The sequence below is a fragment of the Stenotrophomonas sp. ZAC14D1_NAIMI4_1 genome (assembly GCF_003086775.1).
Lineage (GTDB): Bacteria > Pseudomonadota > Gammaproteobacteria > Xanthomonadales > Xanthomonadaceae > Stenotrophomonas.
In genome coordinates this window covers 1,954,723-1,975,974 of record NZ_CP026001.1, presented here as the reverse complement: position 1 = coordinate 1,975,974, position 21,252 = coordinate 1,954,723, and the positions used below count along the sequence as shown (strand labels likewise).

Here is a 21,252-nt window from a genome sequence, read left to right as displayed (position 1 = left end):
TAATCGCACATTGAGTGACGGGCTCCGGACATCGGTTCAACGCCGGTTCTGGCCCACGCCGACGCGCAGGCCCAGGCATGCCCAGGCCGCCAGCAGCAGCGGCAGTGCGCACAGCACGTACAGCGCCGAGGGTTGCCAGTGGCCATCCACCAGCACACCCACGGTGAGCGGCGAGAGGATCGCGCCGACGCGGCCGATGCCGATGGCCCAGCCCAGGCCGGTCGTACGCACTTCGGCGGCGAACACCACCGGCGCTGCCGCATACAGGCCAGCCATCGCCGCGAACAACGCCGCGCCGATCACGAAGGCCAACGGGAACGCCACGCCCAGCTGCGTATTGAAGGCGGCAAAGCCCAGCATCGAGACCATCGCCAGCAGCAACGCACCGGCAGTCAGCTTCGACAGCGACCAGCGCGAGGCCAGCCAGCCGAACAGGCTGCCGCCGACGATGCCGCCCAGGTTCAGCAGCACGCCACCGGTGATGCCCTGCTGCGCCGAGACACCGGCCGAGACCAGCAGTTTCGGTGTCCAGCTCAGCACGAAGTAGAAGGCGAACATGTGCAGGAAGAAGGCCAGCGCGATCAGCAGCGCGACGCGGCGCAGGTCGCCCACGAACAGCGCCGCATAGCCCTGGCGCTGGCCATCACGCACCGGCGCCGGTGGCAGTGCCTGCAGTTCCGGCATGCGCATGCGCGACAGCAGTGCGTTAAGCCGCGGCAGCGCGTTGGCCGGGCGACGCGCGACCAGGAAATCCAGCGATTCCGGCAGGCACTTCAGCACCAGCGGAATGCACAGCAGCGAGGCACCCGCACCGATCAGGAACACGCTGTGCCAGGACCAGTGCTCCAGCATCCACGCCGCCAGCAGGCCGCCAGCGGTGGCGCCAATCGGATAACCGGTGGCCTGCAGCGCGACCGCCGTGCTGCGCCACTTGGCGTTGGCGTACTCGGCGGTGATCACGCCGACACCGGCCAGCATGCCGCCGATGCCGATGCCGGTATAGACGCGCAGCGCGCCCAGCTGCCAGGCGTTGGCAGCCAGCGCCGACAGCGCCATGCCGCTGGTCAGGATCAGCAGGCAGCAGACGATCATCGGCCGCCGGCCCCAGCGATCCGCCAATGGCGCCAGCAGGAACGAACCCAGCGCCATGCCGACCAGGCCGGCACTGAGCATCAGCCCCAGCACCTTGCCCGACAGTTCCCAGTCCGCCGATACGTGCGGTGCGGTGAAGGCCATGACCATCACATCGAAGCCATCGAGCATGTTCAACAGCACGCAGATGGCGATGGCGGTCCACTGGAAGGGGCTCATCCGTTCCAGGACAAGCGAGGGTGCGGCGGCGGAGGCGTGGCTCATGGTGCGGTTTCCTGCAACAGCGTGATGCGATGGAACGTCCGGCGGGGAAGGTCTCAGCGACCGGCCTGGCTGGATGCATGGATGACCTGCAGGACGTCCTGCAGGCGATCGACCTCGACCTGGCCTGGCGCCGACGGGGTGCCGATCATGCCGAAGGTCAGGGCCTGGCCGAAGGTTTCGCCCGCGAGCCGGGACACCACGCCGGTGCCGCCCATCGACATCGTCAGCAGCGGCTTGTCGCTCTGCTGGCGCACCTGCCAGGTGGCATCGAGCAGGGCCAGTACATCACCGGCATCGCGCGGCATCACGGCGATCTTCAGCACGTCCGCGCCCAGTTCCTGCTGCTTCAGCAGCCGCGCGACGATCTCTTCGCGCGGCGGCGTGGCGTGGAAGTCATGGTTGGACATCACCACCTTCACCCCCGCCTTGTGCGCCTGCGCCACCAGCGCCTGCACCACCTTCGGGTCGCGGAACATCTCCACGTCGATCAACTGGGCGACGCCGCCACGCAGCAGCGTGGCGTAGAGCGCGCCGTAGTCGGCATCGCTGATCGGCTTGGCGCCGCCTTCGGCCTTGGTGCGGAAGGTGACGATGACCGGCTTGCCGCCCAGCGTCGCCTGGATGCGCTTCCCCAGCGCGACCAGCGCCTTGCCATCGGTGGCGATGTCCAGGTAGTCGATGCGCCACTCGGCGATGTCGGTGGCCTTGCTGGCAGCGATGGCGGCAGCCTGCTGGAGGGCAACGTCAGCCGTGGCACCGGTGATCGGCACGATGGTGCGGGGGCTGCCCTCGCCGATGCGCAGCTGGCCGACCTGCAGCACCGCCGGCGGCGGTGCGGCCAGGGCCAGCAGGGGGGAGGCGCTGAGCGCACCGGCGAGGACAACGGACGCGAACGGGAATTTCATGGCAGTCACCAGAGCGTGGAGGGAGCGCGCGGCCATCAGAAGGTCACCTTGGCCTGGACACCGACGGCCCAGGCGTTGTCGGTACCGCTGTAATTGAAGGTGCCGGGGTTGATGATGTACTGCACGTCCGGGCGGATCATCAGCCACGGGTTCACCTGGAAGCTGTAGGACAGTTCGAACAGCTCCTCGGCCTGGCTGAGGTTGTACAGCGGCGAATCGGTGGGCACGCCCCCGGCCATCAGCGTGGCCCGGCGCGCATCGACCAGGCGGTCGTTGATGTCGGCGCCCACGTAGCCCAGCGCGATGCTGTCCTGCGCGCGCGAGCCGATGCCCTGGTAGACGCCGCCCAGCGCATACCAGCGCTTGATCTGCGCGGTATCGGTGTCGGACACCATGTACTGCGCGAACGCGGTCAGGCCGCGGCTCGGGTCGGCCGACTCCTGGGTCAGGCGCTGCTCGGCCAGCACGTAGGCGCCGTGGCGGCCGGTGGTCGGCGAGGTATCCAGGCCGCGCTTGCCCACGCGCGAGGTGTCGTAGTAACCGCCGAACTTGTAGACGCCGGCGTAGCGGCTGCCCTTGGCCGGGGTCCAGGTCACTTCCACCGGGAACAGCGAACCGGTGGTGCCCGAGACGAACGGACGGAACGCATTGCGCTCGATGTTGCCGCCGAGGTTCGGATTGACCTGGAACCAGCCGGTGCGCACGTTCACCGCCGGGCTGATCTGCTGCGCGAACTCGCCGCCCCAGCGTGCCATCGGGTAGTTGTACCAGCCGCTGTTGCCGGACATCGCCAGCGGGTGCGCGCAGAAGGCCGCGTTGACGAAGTGGGTCAGCAGGCTGTGCAGGCCGAACTGGTTGCCCATCGCGTAGTAGCCCAGCTTGTAATACGACTGGCCCGCGTTGAAGGTCTGGTCGTAGCTCAGTTCGGTCAGCCGCGTGTACTGCCCGCCGTACGCTTCCTGGATCGGGAAGCGGTTGCCGACGAAGTCCACCGAGGTGCTGCGGCCGCGACGGTCGTTGAGGGTGAAGTGGAACGCACCGCCGTCCCAGCCGGCCAGCTTGCCCATGTCCAGGTCCATGCCCACGCGCACCTGCTGCGCGTAGCGCGCACCGGTTTCACCGTAGCCACCGTCCACCACGCCCATCGCTTCGCCCACGTAGTCACCGCGGAACGCGATGCCGCGCTCGTACAGGTCGGTGCGGGTACCGCCCCAGTCGCCGGTGAGGGTCTTGCCGTCGTAGCGGTTGCTGGACTGCGCGCTGGCCAGGGCCGGCAGCAGCGCAGTGGCGAGGATGCCCAGGGACAGGCCCAGTGAAGGGGATTTCGCAGGATTCATGGTCGCGGTCTCGTGGAGGTGATCAGCGCAGCGACAGCGGCGCGCTCAGGGGGGAGGTGGCGCCCTGCGCCGAGGTGACGGTGGCGGTCAGGCTGCCGGCAGCGGCAGCATCTGCCCCGGCACCGAGCGCGAAGGTGAAGCTGCCCTGCCCCTGCGCATCGGTGCGGGCCTCGACGCTGCCCAGCACCAGCTCGGCCTCGCTGCCGCTGGCTGCGCGGTTGCCGAACACTTCCACCTGGTAGCGGCTGTCGGGCACGCCCTGGAAACGGCCGGTCAGCTGGCGCTGCGCGCCCTTGCCCTGCACGGCGGTCAGCTGCGGCGCTGCCTGGCCCAGGTTCGGCTGCGGCTGGCAATCGGCCTGGCCGGCAGCGGTGCAGATGCGTGCGCGCTTGGACGGATCGTTGTCGACGCCACGGCCACGCGAGCCGACGAAGCTGGCGTGTTCCAGGCCGGGCACGCCGAACACGATGGCGCCGCGCGGCTGGCCCTTCACGCAGGCGCCGCCGGCTTCGCAGCGCTCGATCGGCAGGCCGTTGCCGAAGATGCGGTTGGCGGTGAAGCGGTTCGGCGCACTGATCGGCTGCGGGCGCACGCCGATGCCGATGCCATTGCCGGTGATGGTGTTGCCATCGACCACGTTGCCGCTGCCGGTGATGCTCAGGCCCAGCGAATTGCCGGTGAAGGTGTTGGCCGCGATGTAGTTGCGGTTGCCCCAGTTGATCTGCAGGCCATCGGAGTAATCGACGAAGCGGTTGTGGACCACGCTGTTGTCGTTGCCCCACAGGATCTCGATGCCCTGCGAAGGTTCCGGGTTGGCCCGGGTGGACTGGAACAGGTTGTCGGCCACCAGGTTCCAGGCCGCGCCGCGGGTCAGCTCCAGGCCGTCGCCGTTGTCGAGGAACGCATTGCGCACGATGCGGTTGTGCACGGTGGTGGTGGCGGTGGACTGGCCCTTGCCGTCGTCGCCGGTGAGCATGATGCCGGCGCCGCCCTTGTTGGCGACGATGCGGTTGTCATGGATCTCGTTGTGGCTGGCGCGGTTGACCAGCACGCCGATGCAGAAGTTGCGGATCTCCAGGCCGGCCAGTTCCACGCCCTGGGTATCGCGCAGGACCAGGCCCGGCAGCGTGGTGGTGCGCACGTTGGTGCCGGACTGGCCCGGCTCGGCGCCCGGGCAGGCATCGGTACCGGTGCCGGTGACGTAGGCCGAACCATCAATGGCGACGTACTGGCCATCGCGCGCCCACGGCGTGCCGATGATCTGCACCGGACCCTTGATTTCCGGCAGCGGCGCGGCCGGCTTGATCACGTAGGGTGCGGTGCCGACGGCGTCGATCTCGATGCGATAGCGGCCCGGTGCGGCGTTGGCGGTGGTGATGGCCCAGCGCAGCGAGCCGGCATTGGCGTCGTCGGCGTAGCGGTCCACGCGCAGGACCTGCAGGTCTTCGCGCGGCGGTTCGGCCTGGTAAGCCAGCGCCAGCGACGGGAGCACGGCAAGCAGGGACAGGGAAACAACGGACAGACGACGGCGCATGCGATCACTCCGCACAGATGAAGGGAAATCCGGCGGTCTTCCCCTGCACCTGGCTTCAGCACCGGACCGGCTGCTGCCCTCGCCCCGCCAGGGGTGGATCGCTTGGACTGCTGTGAAACTGTGGGAGTGAAATTAGGTTTATCGCACTGCACCATTCAAGTGCGGTAATCGACTGCGCGTGCGAATATCGCACTGAATAGGTAATACCATCGTTGTAGGTGGGGGTGTTGGCAGGGCTGCCGCCCTGCACCTGCTTCGAGCCAGGGCAACGTCAACGTCAAAGGCCAGAGCGGCTCTGGCTTTCTGCTGGCTGGGCGGGACGGTGTGGGTGGGCAGGACACGCCGTAAACCCGTCCATGGGGGCTCGATGGCGCCATCCATGGCGCCAACGGTCCTGCCCACCCACACCGCCCCGCCTCTGACAGGTTCACGCGGCTGTTGGTGGGTGCCGACCGTTGGTCGGCACATCTGTCAGATATCGAATGAATTCATCCACGCATGGCGTGGATCTACTCGTAATGCCGGGATATCCGACCCCGTGCCGACCAACGGTCGGCACCCACCAACAGCAGCTGGCACCAACAGCAGCAGGTTCCAACAGACCGCAGAAAACTGTCGAAGGCGGGGTGGGTCCGGTTGAGGGGGTGTGAGCGGCATGGATGCCGCGACCAAGCCCCCATGGATGGGTTTACGGCGTCCCCCTCAACCGGACCCACCCCGCCATCCCACGGATAGCACGCTTTTGCTGTTGCTTCGGCAGGTGCAGGGCTGCAAGCCCTGCAGAAGAAACCCCCTACGAACTGCAGGACAGCATCGAGCAGCCTGCGCGGTCATCCGCCCACGCCGGCCGCTTCCCGGCATAGTGCTCCAGCCCCGGGCGTTCCGTGTACGGGTCACGCAGCACATCCTGCAGCGCGTGTACGCCCCCCAGGTCGCCCTGCTCCGCCCGGTCGATCGCTTCCTGCGCCAACCAGTTGCGCAGCACGTACAGCGGATTGGCCGCCGCCATCTTCGCCAGGCGCGCATCGGCCGCCAGCGGATCGACACGCAGCCGCGCGGCGTAGTCCTGCAACCACTGCTGCAGCGGCGCCTGCACCGCCTGCCGGCGTGCTTCGTCGTAGTACACCGCTTCGAGCACACCCGCATCCGGTGCCTCCGCGTCCACGCGCATCAACGCGCGCCAGGCCAACGTCATGTCCATGCCGCCGTCCTGCAGCAACTGCTGCCAGCGCAGGTAGAGCTGCAGGTCTTCGTCATCGGCGGCGGCCAGCCCCAGCTTGGCGGCGGCATCGCGCCGCGTGCAGGCGACGAAGGTGGACTGGAACGCGGCCAGACCGGCCTGCAGCGGCTGCACGTCGGCGAACAGCGGCGACAGTGCCTGCGCAAGCCGGTTGAGGTTCCAGTACGCCACCTGTGGCTGGGTGCCGAAGCGGTAGCGGCGGCCCTGGGCGTCGGTGGTGTTGGGCGTCCAGTCCGGGGCGTAATCCTCCACCCAGCCGTACGGGCCGTAGTCGATGGTCAGGCCCAGCACGGACAGGTTGTCGGTGTTCATCACTCCGTGCACGAAACCGACCCGCATCCAGTGCGCCATCAGCTCGGCGGTGCGCACGGCGATCTGCGCGAACCAGTCGCCGTACAACGCCTCGCCCTCGCCCTGCAGCTCGGGGAAGTCGCGGGCGATGCAGGCCTCGGCCAGCTGCTTCAGCAGCGCGGTCTCGCCGCGGGATGCCGGCAGTTCGAAGGTGCCGAAGCGGATGAACGACGGCGCGACACGGCAGACGATGGCGCCCGGCTCGGCGCGCGGGTGGCCGTCGTAGAACATGTCGCGCACCACGTCTTCGCCCGTGCCGACCAGCGACAAGGCGCGCGTGGTCGGCACGCCCAGGTGATGCATCGCTTCGCTGCACAGGAACTCGCGGATGGACGAGCGCAGCACGGCACGGCCATCGGCGCCGCGCGAGTACGGGGTCGGCCCGGCGCCCTTCAGCTGCAGCTCCCAGTGCCGGCCATCGGCCGCCACCAGTTCACCCAGCGAAATCGCCCGGCCATCGCCCAGCTGGCCCGCCCAATGGCCGAACTGGTGGCCACCGTAGTTGGCTGCCCATGGCTGCATGCCTGCGTACAGCGCGTTGCCGCCAAATACCTGGGCGAAGTCCTCGCCTTCCACGTCTGCCGCTTCCAGGCCCAGCAGCGCGGCCACGTCCGGCGACCAGGCCAGCAACGTGGGGGCGGCCACGGGGGTCGGCATCACCGATGACCATGCGGCGCCGCGCACTTCGCGGCGGCGCGGGCCGCTCTCGGGGTCGCCCGGCAGGGCGCTCAGCAGGCGGTTGTCGAAACGGGGGGCGCTGGTATCCATCCCTGCAGGATGGGGGCGGCAGGGCCGCTCCTCAATCGCCGCGCAGGGCCTGCAGGGCGCCGCCGTGCGCCTCGGCGCGCCGGTAGGCCGGGCGCTCGCCGATGCGCGCAAGGAAGCTGCGCAGGGCCGGCTTGTCGTCCAGGCCACCGCCACGGGCCGCAGCCGCCTGGATCGGGAAACTCATCTGGATGTCGGCCGCGGTGAAGCGATCACCGGCAAACCAGGGGCTTTCGGCCAGCCTCCGCTCCATCCAATCCAGGTGCAGGCGACGCTGCGGACCAATGAAGCTGCGCTCGGCCTTGTCGGCAATGCCGCGGGCAATCGGCCGGGCGAAGAACGGCATCGGCGCGCTGCGGATGCGGCCGATCACCAGGGTCAGCAGCAGCGGCGGCATCGCCGAACCTTCGGCGTAATGCAGCCAGTAGCGGTAGTCGATGCGCTCGGCACCGTCGGCCGGTACCGGCGACGGCGAGAACTGCCGCCCGGTGTCGTAGCGGTCGACGAGGTAATCGAGGATCGCCCCGGACTCGGCCAGCACCAGATCGCCATCCTGCAGCACCGGCGATTTGCCGAGCGGGTGGACCTGGCGCAGCTCCGGCGGCGCCAGCAGCGTCTTCGGATCGCGCGGGTAGCGCCGCAGCTCGTAGTCCAGCCCCAGCTCCTCCAGCATCCACAGCACGCGCAGCGAACGGGAGTTTTCCAGGTGGTGGACGATGCGCATGGGTGGGCTCCTAGGGGAAGCGCGCATCGTACCGCGCGGGGGTGCATGCATCGCGCGCATAAAAAAACGCCGGAAGCTTTCGCTTCCGGCGTTTCTGGCTACCAAACGGTAGCAGACGGATTAGACCGCCTGCACCTGGTCAGCCTGCATACCCTTCTGGCCCTGGACGGCGATGAAGGTAACCTTCTGGCCTTCCTGCAGGGTCTTGAAGCCGGTGCCCTGGATGGCACGGAAGTGCACGAACAGGTCCGGGCCGCTTTCCGGGGTGATGAAGCCGAAGCCCTTGGCGTCGTTGAACCACTTGACAGTGCCGGTCTGACGATCAGACATAGTTACTAACTCCTGAAACACATGTTGAAAAAAATCGCAGCCACCGGGTATCGGGGCCGAGACTGAGTTGCAGGCGTTGGTAAAGCGGATCGATGAGCGGATCGTGAGATCAACTGCACCAGGCCACGATTCACGGTGACCCTAGCAAACACAGTGGGTCGAACGATACGCGTGTTTTCAGGAAAAAGCGATAGCCCCGACATTCAGCCGCATCCCCTGCCCGGCTAGGCGTGACAAGGGCTGGCAGCCGATCGAGGCTAAACCCGAGTCCCCATTCAGGTTTTTCCTACCCTACACCGGGTAGATGACTGAAGCTGAAACCCCCGCTGAACACGGGCATCCGAGGATCTGGGTCGATGCCGACGCCTGCCCTGTTGTCATCCGCGACATCCTGTTCCGCGCCGCCGAGCGGGTCGGCCTGGAGCTGACCCTGGTCGCCAACCAGTGGATCCGCACACCGCCCTCGCGCTGGCTGCGCTCCCTCCAGGTGCCACAGGGCCAGGACGTGGCCGACAGTGTCATCGTCGAGCGGGTCGCCGCCGGTGACCTGGTGGTCACCCAGGACATCCCGCTGGCTGCGCTGGTGCTGGAGAAGAAGGCCGTCGCCCTGAACCCGCGCGGCCAGCTGTACACCGCCAACAACATGGCCGAGCGGCTGTCGATGCGCAATTTCATGGAAGAGCTGCGCGGGTCGGGCGTGCAGACCGGTGGCCCGCCGCCGCTGGGCCAGCGCGACCGCCAGCTGTTCGCCGCCGAGCTGGACCGCTGGCTGGCCCGGATCAAGCCGCGGTGATCAATCCGCAGTGATCAATCCGCAGTGATCAATCCGCAGTGATCAGGCCCCGCTGATCAGACCGCGTCGGCCGGGCTGTCCGGCGCCTGCAGCGAGCGGTCACTGCTGAACACCCGGCGCTGCCCATCCAGCGGATCCTGGAACGCCAGGGCCCGCGCCAGCAGCTGCAATGGCGGCGCCCGCAGCGGATCCGCCGCTGGCTGTAGGTGCGGATACAGGTCATCGCCGAGGATCGGTGCGCCCAGCGCCGCCATGTGCACGCGCAGCTGGTGCTTGCGCCCGGTTTCCGGCCGCAGCCGGTAATGCCAGATCGCCGCGTCGGCCGCGATCACGTCCACCCGGGTGCGCGCGTTCGGCTCACCCGGTGCCTCGGCCATGCGGAAGAACGGCTCGCCCGCCACGATCCGGCTCCGCCGCTCCAGCGGGAACTGCAGGCCCGGCAACGCGGGCGCCAGCGCCTCATAGGTCTTGTCGATACGCCGTTCGCGGAACAGCCGCTGGTAGGCATCGCGCGAATCGGGCCGCTGCGAGAACAGCACCAGCCCTGCGGTGAGCCGGTCAAGCCGGTGCAGCGGCACCAGGTCCGTGTTGCCGGTGCGCGCCACCAGCCGCGCCAGCAGGGTCTCGCGCACGTAGCCGCCTGCGGGCGTGACCGGCAGGTGGTGCGGCTTGTCGGCCACTAGCAGGTGCTCATCCTGGTACACGATGCGCTCGCTGAACGGGATGCGCGGTTCGTCGCTGACCTCGCGGAAATAGACGATGTCCAGCCCGACCTGCCAGGGCTGGTCCGGCGCGAGCGCCCTGCCCTGCGCGTCCTGCACCCGGCCCCGGGCGAAACGGTCCTGCCACTGCCCGCGGCCGATGCGCGGGAAGCGCGCGCACAGCCCATCGAGCAGGCACGCCCAGTCACCCGGCGGCAGCTGCAGGCGGCTGGGCAGGCTCATGGCGTGGCGGGCCCAGGCGCCGGCAACGTGGCTGCGTCCAGCACCTGCCAGCCATCGAGCTCCATGCCGTCGCCCAGCCCATCGCCCAGCGCCGCCAGGACCAGCGCACGCATCACCGCAGGCCGGTGCAGGTTGATCCAGGTGCCGTCGGCCATGCGCAGGCTGCCGTGGTCCAGCCCGGCCTCAGCCGCCAGCCGCCGCTGCGCAGGGGCGCTGCTGAAGCGCATGCGCAGCCGGCGCCCGGGCGCATAGGCGGCGAACACCACGCTGGCAGGCCGCGCACCCGGCGCGGATGCGCGGACGCTGCAGACGAAGTCGGCGTCGGCGATACGGAGACGGCGGATCGGGAAACGGGGCATGCGCGGGCGGCAGGAGGGAAAGCACCGCCAGAGTGCCATCGTTGACGCCCGGCAGACACCCTGGCGACGGACACCCTTACAGCAAACCTCTATCATGGTCGTCTTTAGTCGACGGATTCCCCATGGCCCTCACCGCCACCATCCGCAAGGCCGAGTTGCAGATCAGCGACATGGATCGCGGCTACTACGCGACCCACAACCTGACCCTGGCCCAGCACCCGTCGGAAACCGACGATCGCCTGATGGTGCGCCTGCTCGCCTTCGCCCTCAATGCCGACGACCGCCTGGAGTTCGGCCGCGGCCTGAGCACCGACGACGAACCGGACCTGTGGAACCACGATTACACCGGCGACATCCTGCAGTGGATCGACCTGGGCCACCCAGACGAGTCGCGCGTGCGCAAGGCCTGCAACCGCAGCCGCCAGGTGCAGGTGGTGAACTACGGCGGCAACGCGTCCGAGATCTGGTGGAACAAGCAGGGCAAGGGCCTTGCCCGCTTCGACAACCTGTCGGTGGTCGACCTCGACGGCGCCTTCGTCGAACAGTGGGGCCAGCAGATCCAGCGCGCCATGCGTTTCAGCGTGCTGATCCAGGACGGCGAGGTGCAGCTCCTCAACGACCAGATCCAGCTCGACATCATTCCGGACTGGCGCAAGCGCGCCAAGGCATGAGTACGATCCGCTGCGACGTGCTGGTCATCGGTGCCGGCGCAGCCGGGCTGATGACTGCGATCACGGCCGGCCAGCGCGGCCGCCACGTGCAGGTGATCGACCACGCCAACAAGGTCGGAAAGAAGATCCTGATGTCCGGTGGTGGGCGCTGCAACTTCACCAACACCGGCACCACGCCGGCCAACTTCGTCTCGGCCAACCCGCATTTCTGCAAGTCGGCCCTGGCGCGCTACACGCCGTGGCACTTCATCGAGCTGGTGGACAAGCACCGCATCGCCTATCACGAAAAGGAACTGGGGCAGCTGTTCTGCGATGTCTCGTCCAAGCAGATCGTGAAGATGCTGGTGGACGAGTGCCAGGCAGCCGGCGTGCAGATCCGCACCGACTGCAGCGTGCAGCGCATCGAACACGGCAGCGATGGCTTCCGCGTGCACACCACCGATGGCCTGTTCCATTGCGCCTCGCTGGTGGTGGCAACCGGCGGCCTGTCGATCCCCAGCATGGGCGCCACCGGCTTCGGCTACGAGGTGGCCCGCCAGTTCGGCCACCAGATCCTGCCCACCCGCGCCGGCCTGGTACCGCTGACCCTCAGTGGCACCCACCAGGAGCGGCTGGCCGACCTCAGTGGCGTTGCCCTGCCCATCGAGGCGCGCTGCAACGGCAAGCACTTCCAGAACTTCATGCTGCTGACCCATCGTGGCGTCAGCGGGCCGGCCATCCTGCAGATCTCCTCGTTCTGGCAACCCGGCGATGCCCTGGAACTGGACCTGTTGCCGGGCCAGGACGCGACCGAGTGGCTGCGGCAGATGAAACGCGACCGGCCGGCGGCCGAACTGCGCACGGTATTGGCCGAGGTGCTGCCCAAGCGGCTGGCCCAGCGCCTGTGCGAGCACTGGCTGCCGGACCGCCCGGTGCGGCAGCTGGACGAACCGGTGCTGCGCCAGGCCGGGCAGCTGCTGGGCGCTTTCCCGCTGGTGGCCAGCGGCACCGAAGGCTACCGCACCGCCGAAGTCACCCTCGGCGGGGTGGACACGGCCGAGGTCTCTTCGGCCACCCTCGAGTCCAAGCGCGTGCCCGGCCTGCACTTCGTCGGCGAGGTGCTGGACGTGACCGGTTGGCTGGGCGGCTACAACTTCCAGTGGGCCTGGGCCAGCGGCCATGCCGCCGGCAGCGTGGTGTGAACCGCATCGCCGTTCCAACCCCGCAAGGGGCGAGCGCATGGACGGACCGCCGCGCATCGTGTATCTAGATTTGCAGATTGGGGAGCAGTGCATGCAGAACGCGAACGACATCACCATCCGGCTGCTGATCGTCGATGACAGCGGCGAGAACGCCGAAGCCATCGTCAGCACCCTGCGCAACAGCGGCATCGCCGTGCGCCCGTGGCGGCCACAGGATTCGGCCGAGCTGTCGCAGGTGCTGGCCAGCCAGGCCATCGACCTGGTGCTGGCCTCGCCGTCGCAGGGCATCCCACTGCCACTGGTGGCCCAGCACATCGCCGCCAGCGGCAAGGACATCCCCTTGGTGCTGCTGGCCGATCACATCGACGAGGACGAACTGGTCCAGGCCAGCAGCAACGGCGTCCGCGCCCTGGCGCTGCGCCAGCGCAATGAACATCTGCTGGCGGTGGTCCGCGACCAGTGGGTCGACCTGCAGGCGCGCCGTGGCCTGCGCCGCATCGAGGCGCAGATGCGCGAGACCGAGCGCCGCTGCGACGCGCTGATCGCCTCCTCGCGCGACCCCATCGCCTATGTCCACGAAGGCATGCACATCCGTGCCAACGATGCCTATCTGGAAATGTTCGGCTACGAGGACTTCGACGAGGTCGAAGGCATCTCGCTGCTGGACATGGTCGCCGCCCAGCACGTGGACAGCTTCAAGCAGCTGCTGAAGTCACTCAGCCGTGGCGAGGCGCCGCCGCCGCAGTACCAGCTGGATGCGCGCCACCAGGATGGCAGTGCGTTCCCGGCCACCATGGAATTCACCGCCGCCACCTACGAAGGCGAATCCTGCCTGCAGGTGGTGTTCCGCCGCCGGCTGGAACTGGACACCGAACTGGCCCGCGAGGTCGAGGACCTGCGCCAGCGCGACCAGGTCACCGGCCTGCTCAACCGCCCCACCTTCATGCTGCAGGTGGAAGATGCCGTGGCCCAGGCCGGCCGCAGCGAGGGCCAGTTCGGCCTGCTGCTGGTCGAGCCGGACCACTACGCGCGCCTGATCCCCGATATCGGCCTGGCCTCGGCCGACACCCTGATCGGCGCGATGGCCGCGCTGCTGGCTGACGTGGTGGGCGAGGATGCGCAGATGGCGCGCTTCGGCGAACACAGCTTCGCCGTGCTGCAGGCCGGCGCCTACGCACAGACCCTGGCCCTGGCCGAGCGCATCCGCGAAGCCTTTGCCGCGCACGTGTTCACCATCGGCGCACGCTCGGCCACGGTCACCGTCAGCCTCGGCGGCGTGCAGGTGGGCGAAAAGATCGCCAGCATCGGCCAGGTGCTGGCGCGTGCCAGCGAGTGCGCGCAGGCTGCGGCCGCGCTGGGCAACACTTCGCGCATCTTCGACCCGGCTGCGGTCGACCGCATCGAGGAAGAGCGCGTGCAGCGCTGGGTCGCGCGCATCCGCGAGGCGCTGGCAGGTGACGGCTTCCAGCTGCACTACCAGCCGGTGCTGAACCTGCAGGGCGAGCCGCTGGAGCTGTACGAGGCCTACCTGCGCTTGGAGCACAACGGCGAGCTGCTCAGCCCGACCGCCTTCCTCGGCATTGCCGAGGAGCACGGCCTGCTGGGCGACATCAACCGCTGGGTGGTCTCGAAGGCCATCGACGTGCTCGGCGCACGCGCCCGTGCCGGCCATGACACGCAGATCCTGGTCAAGGTCACCCCCGAGTCGTTCGACGACCCGAAGATGATCGCCACCCTGCGCCAGCAGCTGCAGGCCCAGGGCGTACCGGGCGAACGGCTGTGGCTGCATGCGCCGGAGGTCAAGGTGTTCACCCACCTGCGCGCCGCCCAGCAGTTCCTGGCCGACGTCGCCCCGCTGGGTTGCCGGATCGGCCTGGAGCAGTTCGGTTCGGGGCTGGATTCGTTCCAGCTGCTGGCCCACTTCGAGCCGCAGTTCCTCAAGCTGGATCGCGGCTTCACCAGCGACCTTGGCGCGACCCGCGAGAACATCGACCGCATCAGCCAGATCACCGCACGTGCGCAGGAAGCCGGCATCCGCACCATGGCCGAGTTCGTCAGCGATGCGAACTCGATGACCCTGCTGTTCAGCGCAGGCGTCGATTACGTGCAGGGCGAGTTCGTCGGCCCGGCGCTGCCGTCGATGAACTTCGATTTCGGCTGAACGCGGCAATGCCGTCATGGTAGTGCCGGCCGCTGGCCGGCAACCACGCATACCCGCAATGCCGGCCAGCGGCCGGCACTACCACGGGGTTGTCAGGTCAGGTCGACCAGGTTGGCGATCTTGACGTCCGGGTTGACGTCGGCCTCGTAGTCCACGCCGTCCACGCCGAAACCGAACAGGCGCAGGAAGTCGGCCTTGTAGCCGGCCAGGTCGCTGATCTCGTACAGGTTTTCGTTGGTCACCTGCGGCCACAGCTCCAGCACCTTGCCCTGCACTTCCGGGGCCATTTCCTTGTAATCGGCGCGCAGGCGGCCTTCCTCGTCCACCAGGGCGACCGTGCGGCCCTGGCCATCGACGAGGTCGTGGCGCAGGCGGTCGACAGCCACGCCGTCCGCCTTGCCGCCGTAGAGGATGTCGTACAGCACGTCGAGCTGCTCGATGCAGCCTTCGTGCGTGCCCTGCGCCTTCATCACCTTGAACAGCAGCGACAGGTACAGCGGCATGGTCGGAATAGCCGAGCTGGCCTGGGTGACCACGGCCTTGAGCACCGACACGCGCGCGTCGCCGCCGATCTTCGCCAGCGATGCGCGCAGGCCCAGCACCTTGTCGTCGAGGTCCTTCTTGGCCGCGCCGATCGAACCGTTCCAGTAGATCGCCTGGGTGATCTCTTCGCCCACGTAGGTGAAGGCGGTGGTGGTGCAGCCGTTGGCCAGCACGCCGGCCTCGGACAGCGCATCGATCCACATCTGCCAGTCTTCGCCACCCATCACCGCGACGGTGCCGGCGATCTCCTCAGCCGTGGCCGGCTGCAGGTGGGTCTCGGTCAGCACTTCCTTGTCGGTATCCAGGCCGCGCAGGACGATCGGCTCGCCGATCGGCTTCAGCGTGGAGCTGATGATCTCGCCGGTCTTGGGGTGCTTGCGGCGCGGCGCGGCCAGACTGTAGACGACCTGGTCGACCTGGCCGAGGTCGGCCTTGATCATCTCGATGGCCTTGGCCTTCACTTCATCGGAGAAGGCATCGCCGTTGATGCTCTTGGCATACAGGCCGGCTTCGTCGGCGTACTTGTGGAACGCCGCGGAGTTGTACCAGCCCGCCGTGCCCGGCTTGGTCTCACTACCCGGGCGTTCGAAGAAGATGCCCAGGGTGGCAGCGCCGCTGCCGAACGCGGCGGTGATGCGCGCAGCCAGGCCGTAGCCGGTGGAGGCACCGATGACCAGCACGCGCTTGGGGCCGTTCTGGATCGGCGGCCGGGCGCGGATGTAGTCGATCTGCTGCTTGACCGCCGCCTCGCAGCCGGTCGGGTGGGTGGTGACGCAGATGAAGCCGCGGACGCGCGGTTTGATGACCATGGATACCTCGGGTTGGCAGATGCGGCGCACGGGGCGCTCAGCAGGAATGCGGGCGCGCGCAGGTGCGCGCGAACCGCAGGATCGTAGTGCGCGGGGGAAGATTGCACAACCGACGCTGGCGTAGGGTGGGGTTTGTTTTGCAGGGCTTGCAGCCCTGCACCTGCTGGATCAACGTCAACGTCAACGTCAAAAGCTGGGTTCCTGCGGGTTGGCGGGGTGGGTCCGGTTGAGGGGGACGCCGTAAACCCGTCCATGGGGGCTTGGTCGCGCCATCCATGGCGCTCACACCCCCTCAACCGGCCCCACCCCGCCTTCGACGGTTCTCCGCGATCTGTCCGAACGGCTTTCTGCTCTGGTGGGTGCCGACCGTTGGTCGGCACTGGGTCGGATATCGATGTCTGATGGGAAAATCGTGTCGACGTTGGTCGACACGGTAGATCCACGCCATGCGTGGATGACTCATTCGATATCTGACAGATGTGCCGACCAACGGTCGGCACCCACCCACAGCCGCGCGGAACCGGTCTGGGGCAAAGCCCCCTGAGTCAGGGGGCGGCCGCGAAGCGGCGGGGGTCTGGGAGCTGGTAAGTGGGGCCCACGGTTCGCGCAGCGAAGCGTGGGAGCGACAGCGCGCATGCGATGACGCGTACCAGGGCGCAGCCCTGCCAACAAAAAACCCCGCTTGCGCGGGGTTCTCTGTGTACTGCGTGCAGCGGGGGGCTTACGGGCGACGGGCCAGGGCCTCGACGTCCTTCGCCTTCGGCAGCAGGTCCTGCTTGGTCACGCGCAGGGCACCAATGGTCAGCATCGGCACCGCCACCAGGATCGAGGACAGCACCACGATCACCGCACCGATCATGTGCGTCTCGGCCAGGCCTTCCATCGAGCTGCCGCCGTACATGTACAGGGCCAGCGCAGACAGGAAGAACATCACCGCGGTGATCACCGTACGCGACAGCGTCTGGTTGATCGAACGGTTCAGCACTTCCATCGGCTCGGCACGCAGGCTGCGGAAGTTTTCGCGCACGCGGTCGAAGACCACGATGATGTCGTTGATCGCAAAGCCCATCACCGACAGCAGGCCGGCCAGCACGGTCAGGTCGAACTCACGGCCCAGCAGGGACACGTACGCCACCGTCACGATCAGGTCGAACATCGCCACGATGCTGGCGGTAACCGCGAACTTCCATTCGAAGCGCACTGCAATGTAGATCAGGAAGCCAGCCAGCATGAAGATGGTGGCGTACAGACCGTTCATCGCCAGGTCCTTGCCGATCTGCGGACCGACGAAGGCGGTACTCAGCACGGTGGCCTGGTTGTCAGCGGTGGACAGCGCCTTGACCACTGCCGCAGCGGTGGCCTTGTCCTCGTCGGCGGCCGCACCGGTACCCGGTGCATGTTCGCCGTGCGGGGCCAGGCGGATCAGCAGGTCGGTGTTGCCACCCACGCTCTGGACCTGGGCGCCGTCAAAGCCACCCTCCTCGAGCTTGTCGCGTACCTGCTCGACGTCCACGGCCTTTTCAAAACGGGTTTCGATCAGGGTGCCGCCGGTAAAGTCCAGGGCGTAGTTGAAGCCCTTGAAACCGATGATGCCGATCGATGCCAGGAACACGATGATCGTGACGACCATCGCGACATGGCGCCAGCGCATGAAGTCGATCTGGGTGTCGTTCGGGAGGATGTGCAGCGGAAAAATTTTCATGTGCGAGTCGTCCCGTCAGATGGCCACGTTCTGGAGCTTCTTGCGACGGCCATAGATCAGCGTCGCCAGGGCGCGCGATACAGTGATCGCGGTAAACATCGACGCGAAAATACCGATGATCATGGTCAGGGCGAAGCCCTTCAGCGGGCCCGTGCCGAAGGCGAACAGGGCCACGCCGACGATCAGGCCGGTCAGGTTGGCGTCGAGAATCGTGCCCGACGCACGTTCGTAACCGGTCACGATCGCGGTCTTGCCCGGCACGCCGGCACGCAGCTCTTCACGGATACGCTCGTTGATCAGCACGTTGGCATCCACCGACAGACCGACCGACAACGCCAGGCCGGCAAAGCCAGGCAGGGTCATCGTCGCGCCGAACAGCGACATCACCGCCACCACGATCAGCAGGTTGAACAGCATCGCCAGCGAGGTGATCAAGCCGAACATGCGGTAGTAGACGGTGAAGAACACCAGGGTGAACAGGAACGCGTAGACCACCGCGGTGATACCGTTCTTGACGTTCTCCGCACCCAGGCTCGGGCCGACCACGCGCTCTTCGACGAAGTCCATCGGCGCCGCCAGGGAGCCGGACTTCAGCAGCTTGGCCAGGTCCTCGGCTTCCTTCTTCTGCAGACCGGTGGTCTGGAAGTTCTTGCCGAACACGCCGTTGATGTTGGCCACCGAGATCACTTCCTCGTTGACCTTGAAGCCGCGCACTTCCTTGCCATCCACTTCGGTCACCGTGGGCACGCGCTCGGTGTAGACCACGGCCATCGGCTTGTTCACGTTGGCGCTGGTGAAGTCGAACATACGCTGGCCGCCGACGTTGTTCAGCGTCACGCTGACCGCCGGGGCACCGCTGTTGGTGTCGGTCACCGCCTGCGCGCCGACCATCTGGTCGCCGGTGACGATCACGCGCTTGTTCAACAGGATCGGACCACGGCCATCACGCTGCTGGTAGACCTTGGCTTCCGGCGGGATGCGGCCGGAGGCGATGGCGTCCTGCGCGTTGCCTTCGACCACCGCACGGTATTCCAGGGTGGCGGTGGCACCGATCATGCGCTTGGCTTCGGCGGTGTCCTGCACGCCCGGCAGCTGCACGACCACGCGGTCGGCGCCCTGGCGCTGGATGATCGGCTCGGCCACGCCCAGCTGGTTCACGCGGTTGCGCAGGGTGTTGATGTTCTGCTCGATGGCGCCGTTGGCGATCTGAGTGATTTCCGCCTCCGGAATGGTCACCGTGATGCGGCTGCCACTGACGTCGTAACCCAGGGTGGGCTGCGACTTGACCAGCGCCGTGCGGGCGTTGGCAGCAGCATCTTCACCGGCCGACGGGCTCAGGTTGGCCACGATGGTGTTGTCGGCGCGGCGTTCGACCGACTGGTACGGAATGCGCGCGTCACGCAGGGTGCTGCGCACGTCTTCGGTGTAGGCGTCCAGGCGCTTGTCCAGCGCAGCCTTCTGGTCGACCTGCAGCACGAAGTGCACGCCGCCCTGCAGGTCCAGGCCCAGCACCATCGGGCGACCACCCAGCTTGGCCAGCCAGTCCGGCACGGTCGAGGCCAGGTTCAGGGCCACCGTGTAGTTCTCGCCCACGGTGTCACGCAGCGCATCGCTGGCCGCGGACTGGGCCTTGAGGTCCGGCAGGCGGACGATCAGGCTGTCCCCTTCCTTCTCGGCGCCGATCGTGGTGACACCGGCCTTCTTCAGGTCGGCCAGCACACGGTCGCGCAGCGCGTCATCGACCACTCCGCCACGGTTGGCGGTGATCTGGACGGCCGGGTCCTTCTGGTAGATGTTGGGCAGCGCATACAGGGTACTGAGCGCCAGTACGATCAGGATGACGACGTACTTCCAGCGTGGAAATTCGAGCATTGCTTGGGTCCCGCGCGGCGCCATCCCCGGCGCCGCGGTTGTGCATCGGAAAGGGAGTGGCTTACTGGGCCGACTTCAGGGTACCGGCCGGCAGCACGTTGCCGACAGCGCCCTTCTGCACGCGGATGCGCACGTTGTCAGCCACTTCAATGGTGATGAAGTTGTCGCCGATGTCGGTGACCACGCCGGCGATGCCGCCGTTGGTCAGCACTTCGTCACCACGCTTGATCTTCTCCAGCATGGCCTTGTGTTCCTTCTGCCGCTTCATCTGCGGGCGGATCATCAGGAAGTACATGATGGCGATCAGGATGATCGGGAACAGCAGGGTGGTCAGGCCCATGCCCTGCGGTTGGCCGCCGGCGGCCTGGGCGTGGGCGGCGGGAATCAGGAAAGCAAGCAGGTTCATCGTTGGTCCTTAGGTTGGGCGGCGCTCAGGCCCGTTTGACGGGCGCAGGGTGTCGACCGCGGATCTGGGTCAGCCTTGAAGTATGCCACGGCCCCGGACGTTCGTCCTTGGGCCGTTCGGCAGGGGTGCTGCGGGGTTACAGGGGCGGCGCGACCGCCCCGCGTGCTGCATAGAAGGACTCGCGGAAGGCCTGGAAGGTTCCCGCCTCGATGGCCGCGCGGATGTCGGCCATCAGTTTTTCGTAATAGAACAGGTTGTGCAGGGTGCCCAGCATCGGCGCCAGCATCTCGTTGCAGCGGTCCAGGTGGCGCAGGTACGAGCGGGTGTAGCCGCCGCTGCAGGCCACGCAGCCGCAGCCCGGCTCGATCGGGTCCATGTCGCGCGCATACTGCGAGTTGCGGATGCGTACGGTGCCGAACGAGGTGAAATAGTGGCCGTTGCGGGCATTGCGGGTGGGCATCACGCAGTCGAACATGTCCACGCCACGGGCGACACCCTCGACCAGGTCTTCCGGCCGGCCCACGCCCATCAGGTAGCGCGGGCGGTCGCCCGGCAGCTCCGGGTCCAGGTGGTCGAGCATGGCGTTGCGCTCGTGCTCCGGTTCGCCCACGGCCAGGCCGCCGATGGCATAGCCGTCGAAGCCGATCGCCTGCAGGGCCTCGGCCGAGCGGCTGCGCAGGTCGGTGTGAACCCCGCCCTGGACGATGCCGAACAGCGCTGCGTCATTGCCCAGCTCGTCATGCGCGTTGCGGCTGCGCTGGGCCCAGCGCAGGCTCAGCTCCATCGAACGGCGGGCGACATCCTCGGTGGCCGGGTACGGGGTGCACTCGTCGAAGATCATCACCACGTCCGAATCGAGCACCTTCTGGATCTTCATGCTCTCTTCCGGGCCCAGGAACACGCGGGCGCCGTCGGTGGGCGAAGCAAAGGTCACGCCCTGCTCGGTGATCTTGCGGCGGTGCGCCAGCGAGAACACCTGGAAGCCGCCGGAATCGGTCAGGATCGGGCCATCCCACTGGCAGAAGCCGTGCAGGCCACCGTGGTCGGCGATGATGTCCAGGCCCGGCCGCAGGTACAGGTGGAAGGTGTTGCCGAGGATGATCTCGGCGCCCAGCGCGCGCACCTGGTCCGGCAGGATGCCCTTGACCGAGCCATAGGTTCCCACCGGCATGAAGGCCGGCGTTTCCACCGTGCCACGCGGGAAGGTCAGGCGGCCACGGCGGGCACGGCCGTCGCGGGTCTGGAGCTGGAACTGCAATCGGGACATGG

General features: G+C 67.6%; 18 protein-coding genes. 4 read left to right on the top strand and 14 right to left on the bottom strand.

Going from position 1 to position 21,252, the window contains the following annotated elements; all coding sequences use genetic code 11:
* Positions 1-36: 36 nt before the first annotated feature.
* From C1927_RS09265 to C1927_RS09235, 7 genes are all read right to left on the bottom strand, one after another.
* Positions 37-1,356, bottom strand: a complete 1,320-nt coding sequence (locus tag C1927_RS09265; RefSeq protein ID WP_079221587.1) for an MFS transporter — start codon at positions 1,354-1,356, stop codon at positions 37-39.
* A 53-nt stretch (positions 1,357-1,409) separates the two neighbouring features.
* A complete protein-coding gene (gene aroD, locus C1927_RS09260) occupies positions 1,410-2,261 on the bottom strand; it encodes a type I 3-dehydroquinate dehydratase (RefSeq protein WP_237772035.1) in 852 nt (283 codons plus the stop codon).
* A gap of 35 nt (positions 2,262-2,296) precedes the next feature.
* Positions 2,297-3,598: a carbohydrate porin gene (locus C1927_RS09255; RefSeq protein WP_079221585.1), complete on the bottom strand. Its 1,302-nt coding sequence runs from the start codon at positions 3,596-3,598 to the stop codon at positions 2,297-2,299.
* 22 nt (positions 3,599-3,620) lie between these two features.
* Positions 3,621-5,132, bottom strand: a complete 1,512-nt coding sequence (locus tag C1927_RS09250; RefSeq protein WP_079221584.1) for a NosD domain-containing protein — start codon at positions 5,130-5,132, stop codon at positions 3,621-3,623.
* A gap of 793 nt (positions 5,133-5,925) precedes the next feature.
* Positions 5,926-7,491 (bottom strand): YdiU family protein, encoded by a 1,566-nt coding sequence (locus C1927_RS09245; protein ID WP_108746507.1) that lies wholly within the window; start codon positions 7,489-7,491, stop codon positions 5,926-5,928.
* 31 nt (positions 7,492-7,522) lie between these two features.
* Positions 7,523-8,212 (bottom strand): glutathione S-transferase, encoded by a 690-nt coding sequence (locus C1927_RS09240; protein WP_079221582.1) that lies wholly within the window; start codon positions 8,210-8,212, stop codon positions 7,523-7,525.
* Positions 8,213-8,332: 120 nt separating this feature from the next.
* The gene (locus C1927_RS09235) at positions 8,333-8,542 is read right to left on the bottom strand and encodes a cold-shock protein (RefSeq protein WP_004153307.1); all 210 of its coding nucleotides are present in this window, start codon (positions 8,540-8,542) and stop codon (positions 8,333-8,335) included.
* A 304-nt stretch (positions 8,543-8,846) separates the two neighbouring features.
* Between C1927_RS09235 and C1927_RS09230 the strand changes: the two genes are divergently transcribed.
* Positions 8,847-9,335, top strand: coding sequence for a YaiI/YqxD family protein (locus C1927_RS09230; protein WP_079221581.1), 489 nt, complete (start codon positions 8,847-8,849; stop codon positions 9,333-9,335).
* Positions 9,336-9,391: 56 nt separating this feature from the next.
* Here the strand turns inward: C1927_RS09230 and C1927_RS09225 are convergent, their stop codons facing one another.
* Together C1927_RS09225 and C1927_RS09220 are read right to left on the bottom strand one after the other, a co-directional pair.
* Positions 9,392-10,279 (bottom strand): pseudouridine synthase, encoded by an 888-nt coding sequence (locus tag C1927_RS09225; RefSeq protein ID WP_079221580.1) that lies wholly within the window; start codon positions 10,277-10,279, stop codon positions 9,392-9,394.
* On the bottom strand, positions 10,276-10,638 hold the full coding sequence (locus C1927_RS09220; RefSeq protein ID WP_079221579.1) for a hypothetical protein: 363 nt from the start codon (positions 10,636-10,638) through the stop codon (positions 10,276-10,278). Before C1927_RS09220 ends, C1927_RS09225 begins: the two co-directional genes overlap by 4 nt.
* Before the next feature lie 122 nt (positions 10,639-10,760).
* On the opposite strand from C1927_RS09220, the gene C1927_RS09215 reads away from it, so the two are divergent.
* The 3 genes from C1927_RS09215 to C1927_RS09205 all read left to right on the top strand — a co-directional run bounded on the left by C1927_RS09215 (position 10,761) and on the right by C1927_RS09205 (position 14,651).
* Positions 10,761-11,309 carry a YaeQ family protein gene (locus tag C1927_RS09215; protein ID WP_079221578.1) on the top strand — a complete coding sequence of 183 codons (549 nt, stop codon included), beginning with the start codon at positions 10,761-10,763 and terminating at the stop codon, positions 11,307-11,309.
* Positions 11,306-12,490, top strand: a complete 1,185-nt coding sequence (locus C1927_RS09210) for an NAD(P)/FAD-dependent oxidoreductase (protein WP_079221577.1) — start codon at positions 11,306-11,308, stop codon at positions 12,488-12,490. Before C1927_RS09215 ends, C1927_RS09210 begins: the two co-directional genes overlap by 4 nt.
* A gap of 91 nt (positions 12,491-12,581) precedes the next feature.
* The gene (locus C1927_RS09205; protein WP_079221576.1) at positions 12,582-14,651 is read left to right on the top strand and encodes an EAL domain-containing protein; all 2,070 of its coding nucleotides are present in this window, start codon (positions 12,582-12,584) and stop codon (positions 14,649-14,651) included.
* A gap of 92 nt (positions 14,652-14,743) precedes the next feature.
* Here C1927_RS09205 and fabV read toward each other — a convergent pair whose 3' ends face one another.
* The 5 genes from fabV to tgt all read right to left on the bottom strand — a co-directional run bounded on the left by fabV (position 14,744) and on the right by tgt (position 21,250).
* On the bottom strand, positions 14,744-16,003 hold the full coding sequence (fabV, locus tag C1927_RS09200) for an enoyl-ACP reductase FabV (RefSeq protein ID WP_079221575.1): 1,260 nt from the start codon (positions 16,001-16,003) through the stop codon (positions 14,744-14,746).
* A gap of 721 nt (positions 16,004-16,724) precedes the next feature.
* A complete protein-coding gene (secF, locus tag C1927_RS09195) occupies positions 16,725-17,705 on the bottom strand; it encodes a protein translocase subunit SecF (RefSeq protein ID WP_079221574.1) in 981 nt (326 codons plus the stop codon).
* A 15-nt stretch (positions 17,706-17,720) separates the two neighbouring features.
* On the bottom strand, positions 17,721-19,577 hold the full coding sequence (gene secD, locus C1927_RS09190) for a protein translocase subunit SecD (RefSeq protein WP_079221573.1): 1,857 nt from the start codon (positions 19,575-19,577) through the stop codon (positions 17,721-17,723).
* A 61-nt stretch (positions 19,578-19,638) separates the two neighbouring features.
* The gene (yajC, locus tag C1927_RS09185) at positions 19,639-19,983 is read right to left on the bottom strand and encodes a preprotein translocase subunit YajC (protein ID WP_057498089.1); all 345 of its coding nucleotides are present in this window, start codon (positions 19,981-19,983) and stop codon (positions 19,639-19,641) included.
* A 136-nt stretch (positions 19,984-20,119) separates the two neighbouring features.
* Positions 20,120-21,250 (bottom strand): tRNA guanosine(34) transglycosylase Tgt, encoded by a 1,131-nt coding sequence (gene tgt, locus C1927_RS09180; RefSeq protein WP_079221572.1) that lies wholly within the window; start codon positions 21,248-21,250, stop codon positions 20,120-20,122.
* Between the last annotated feature and the right edge of the window lie 2 nt (positions 21,251-21,252).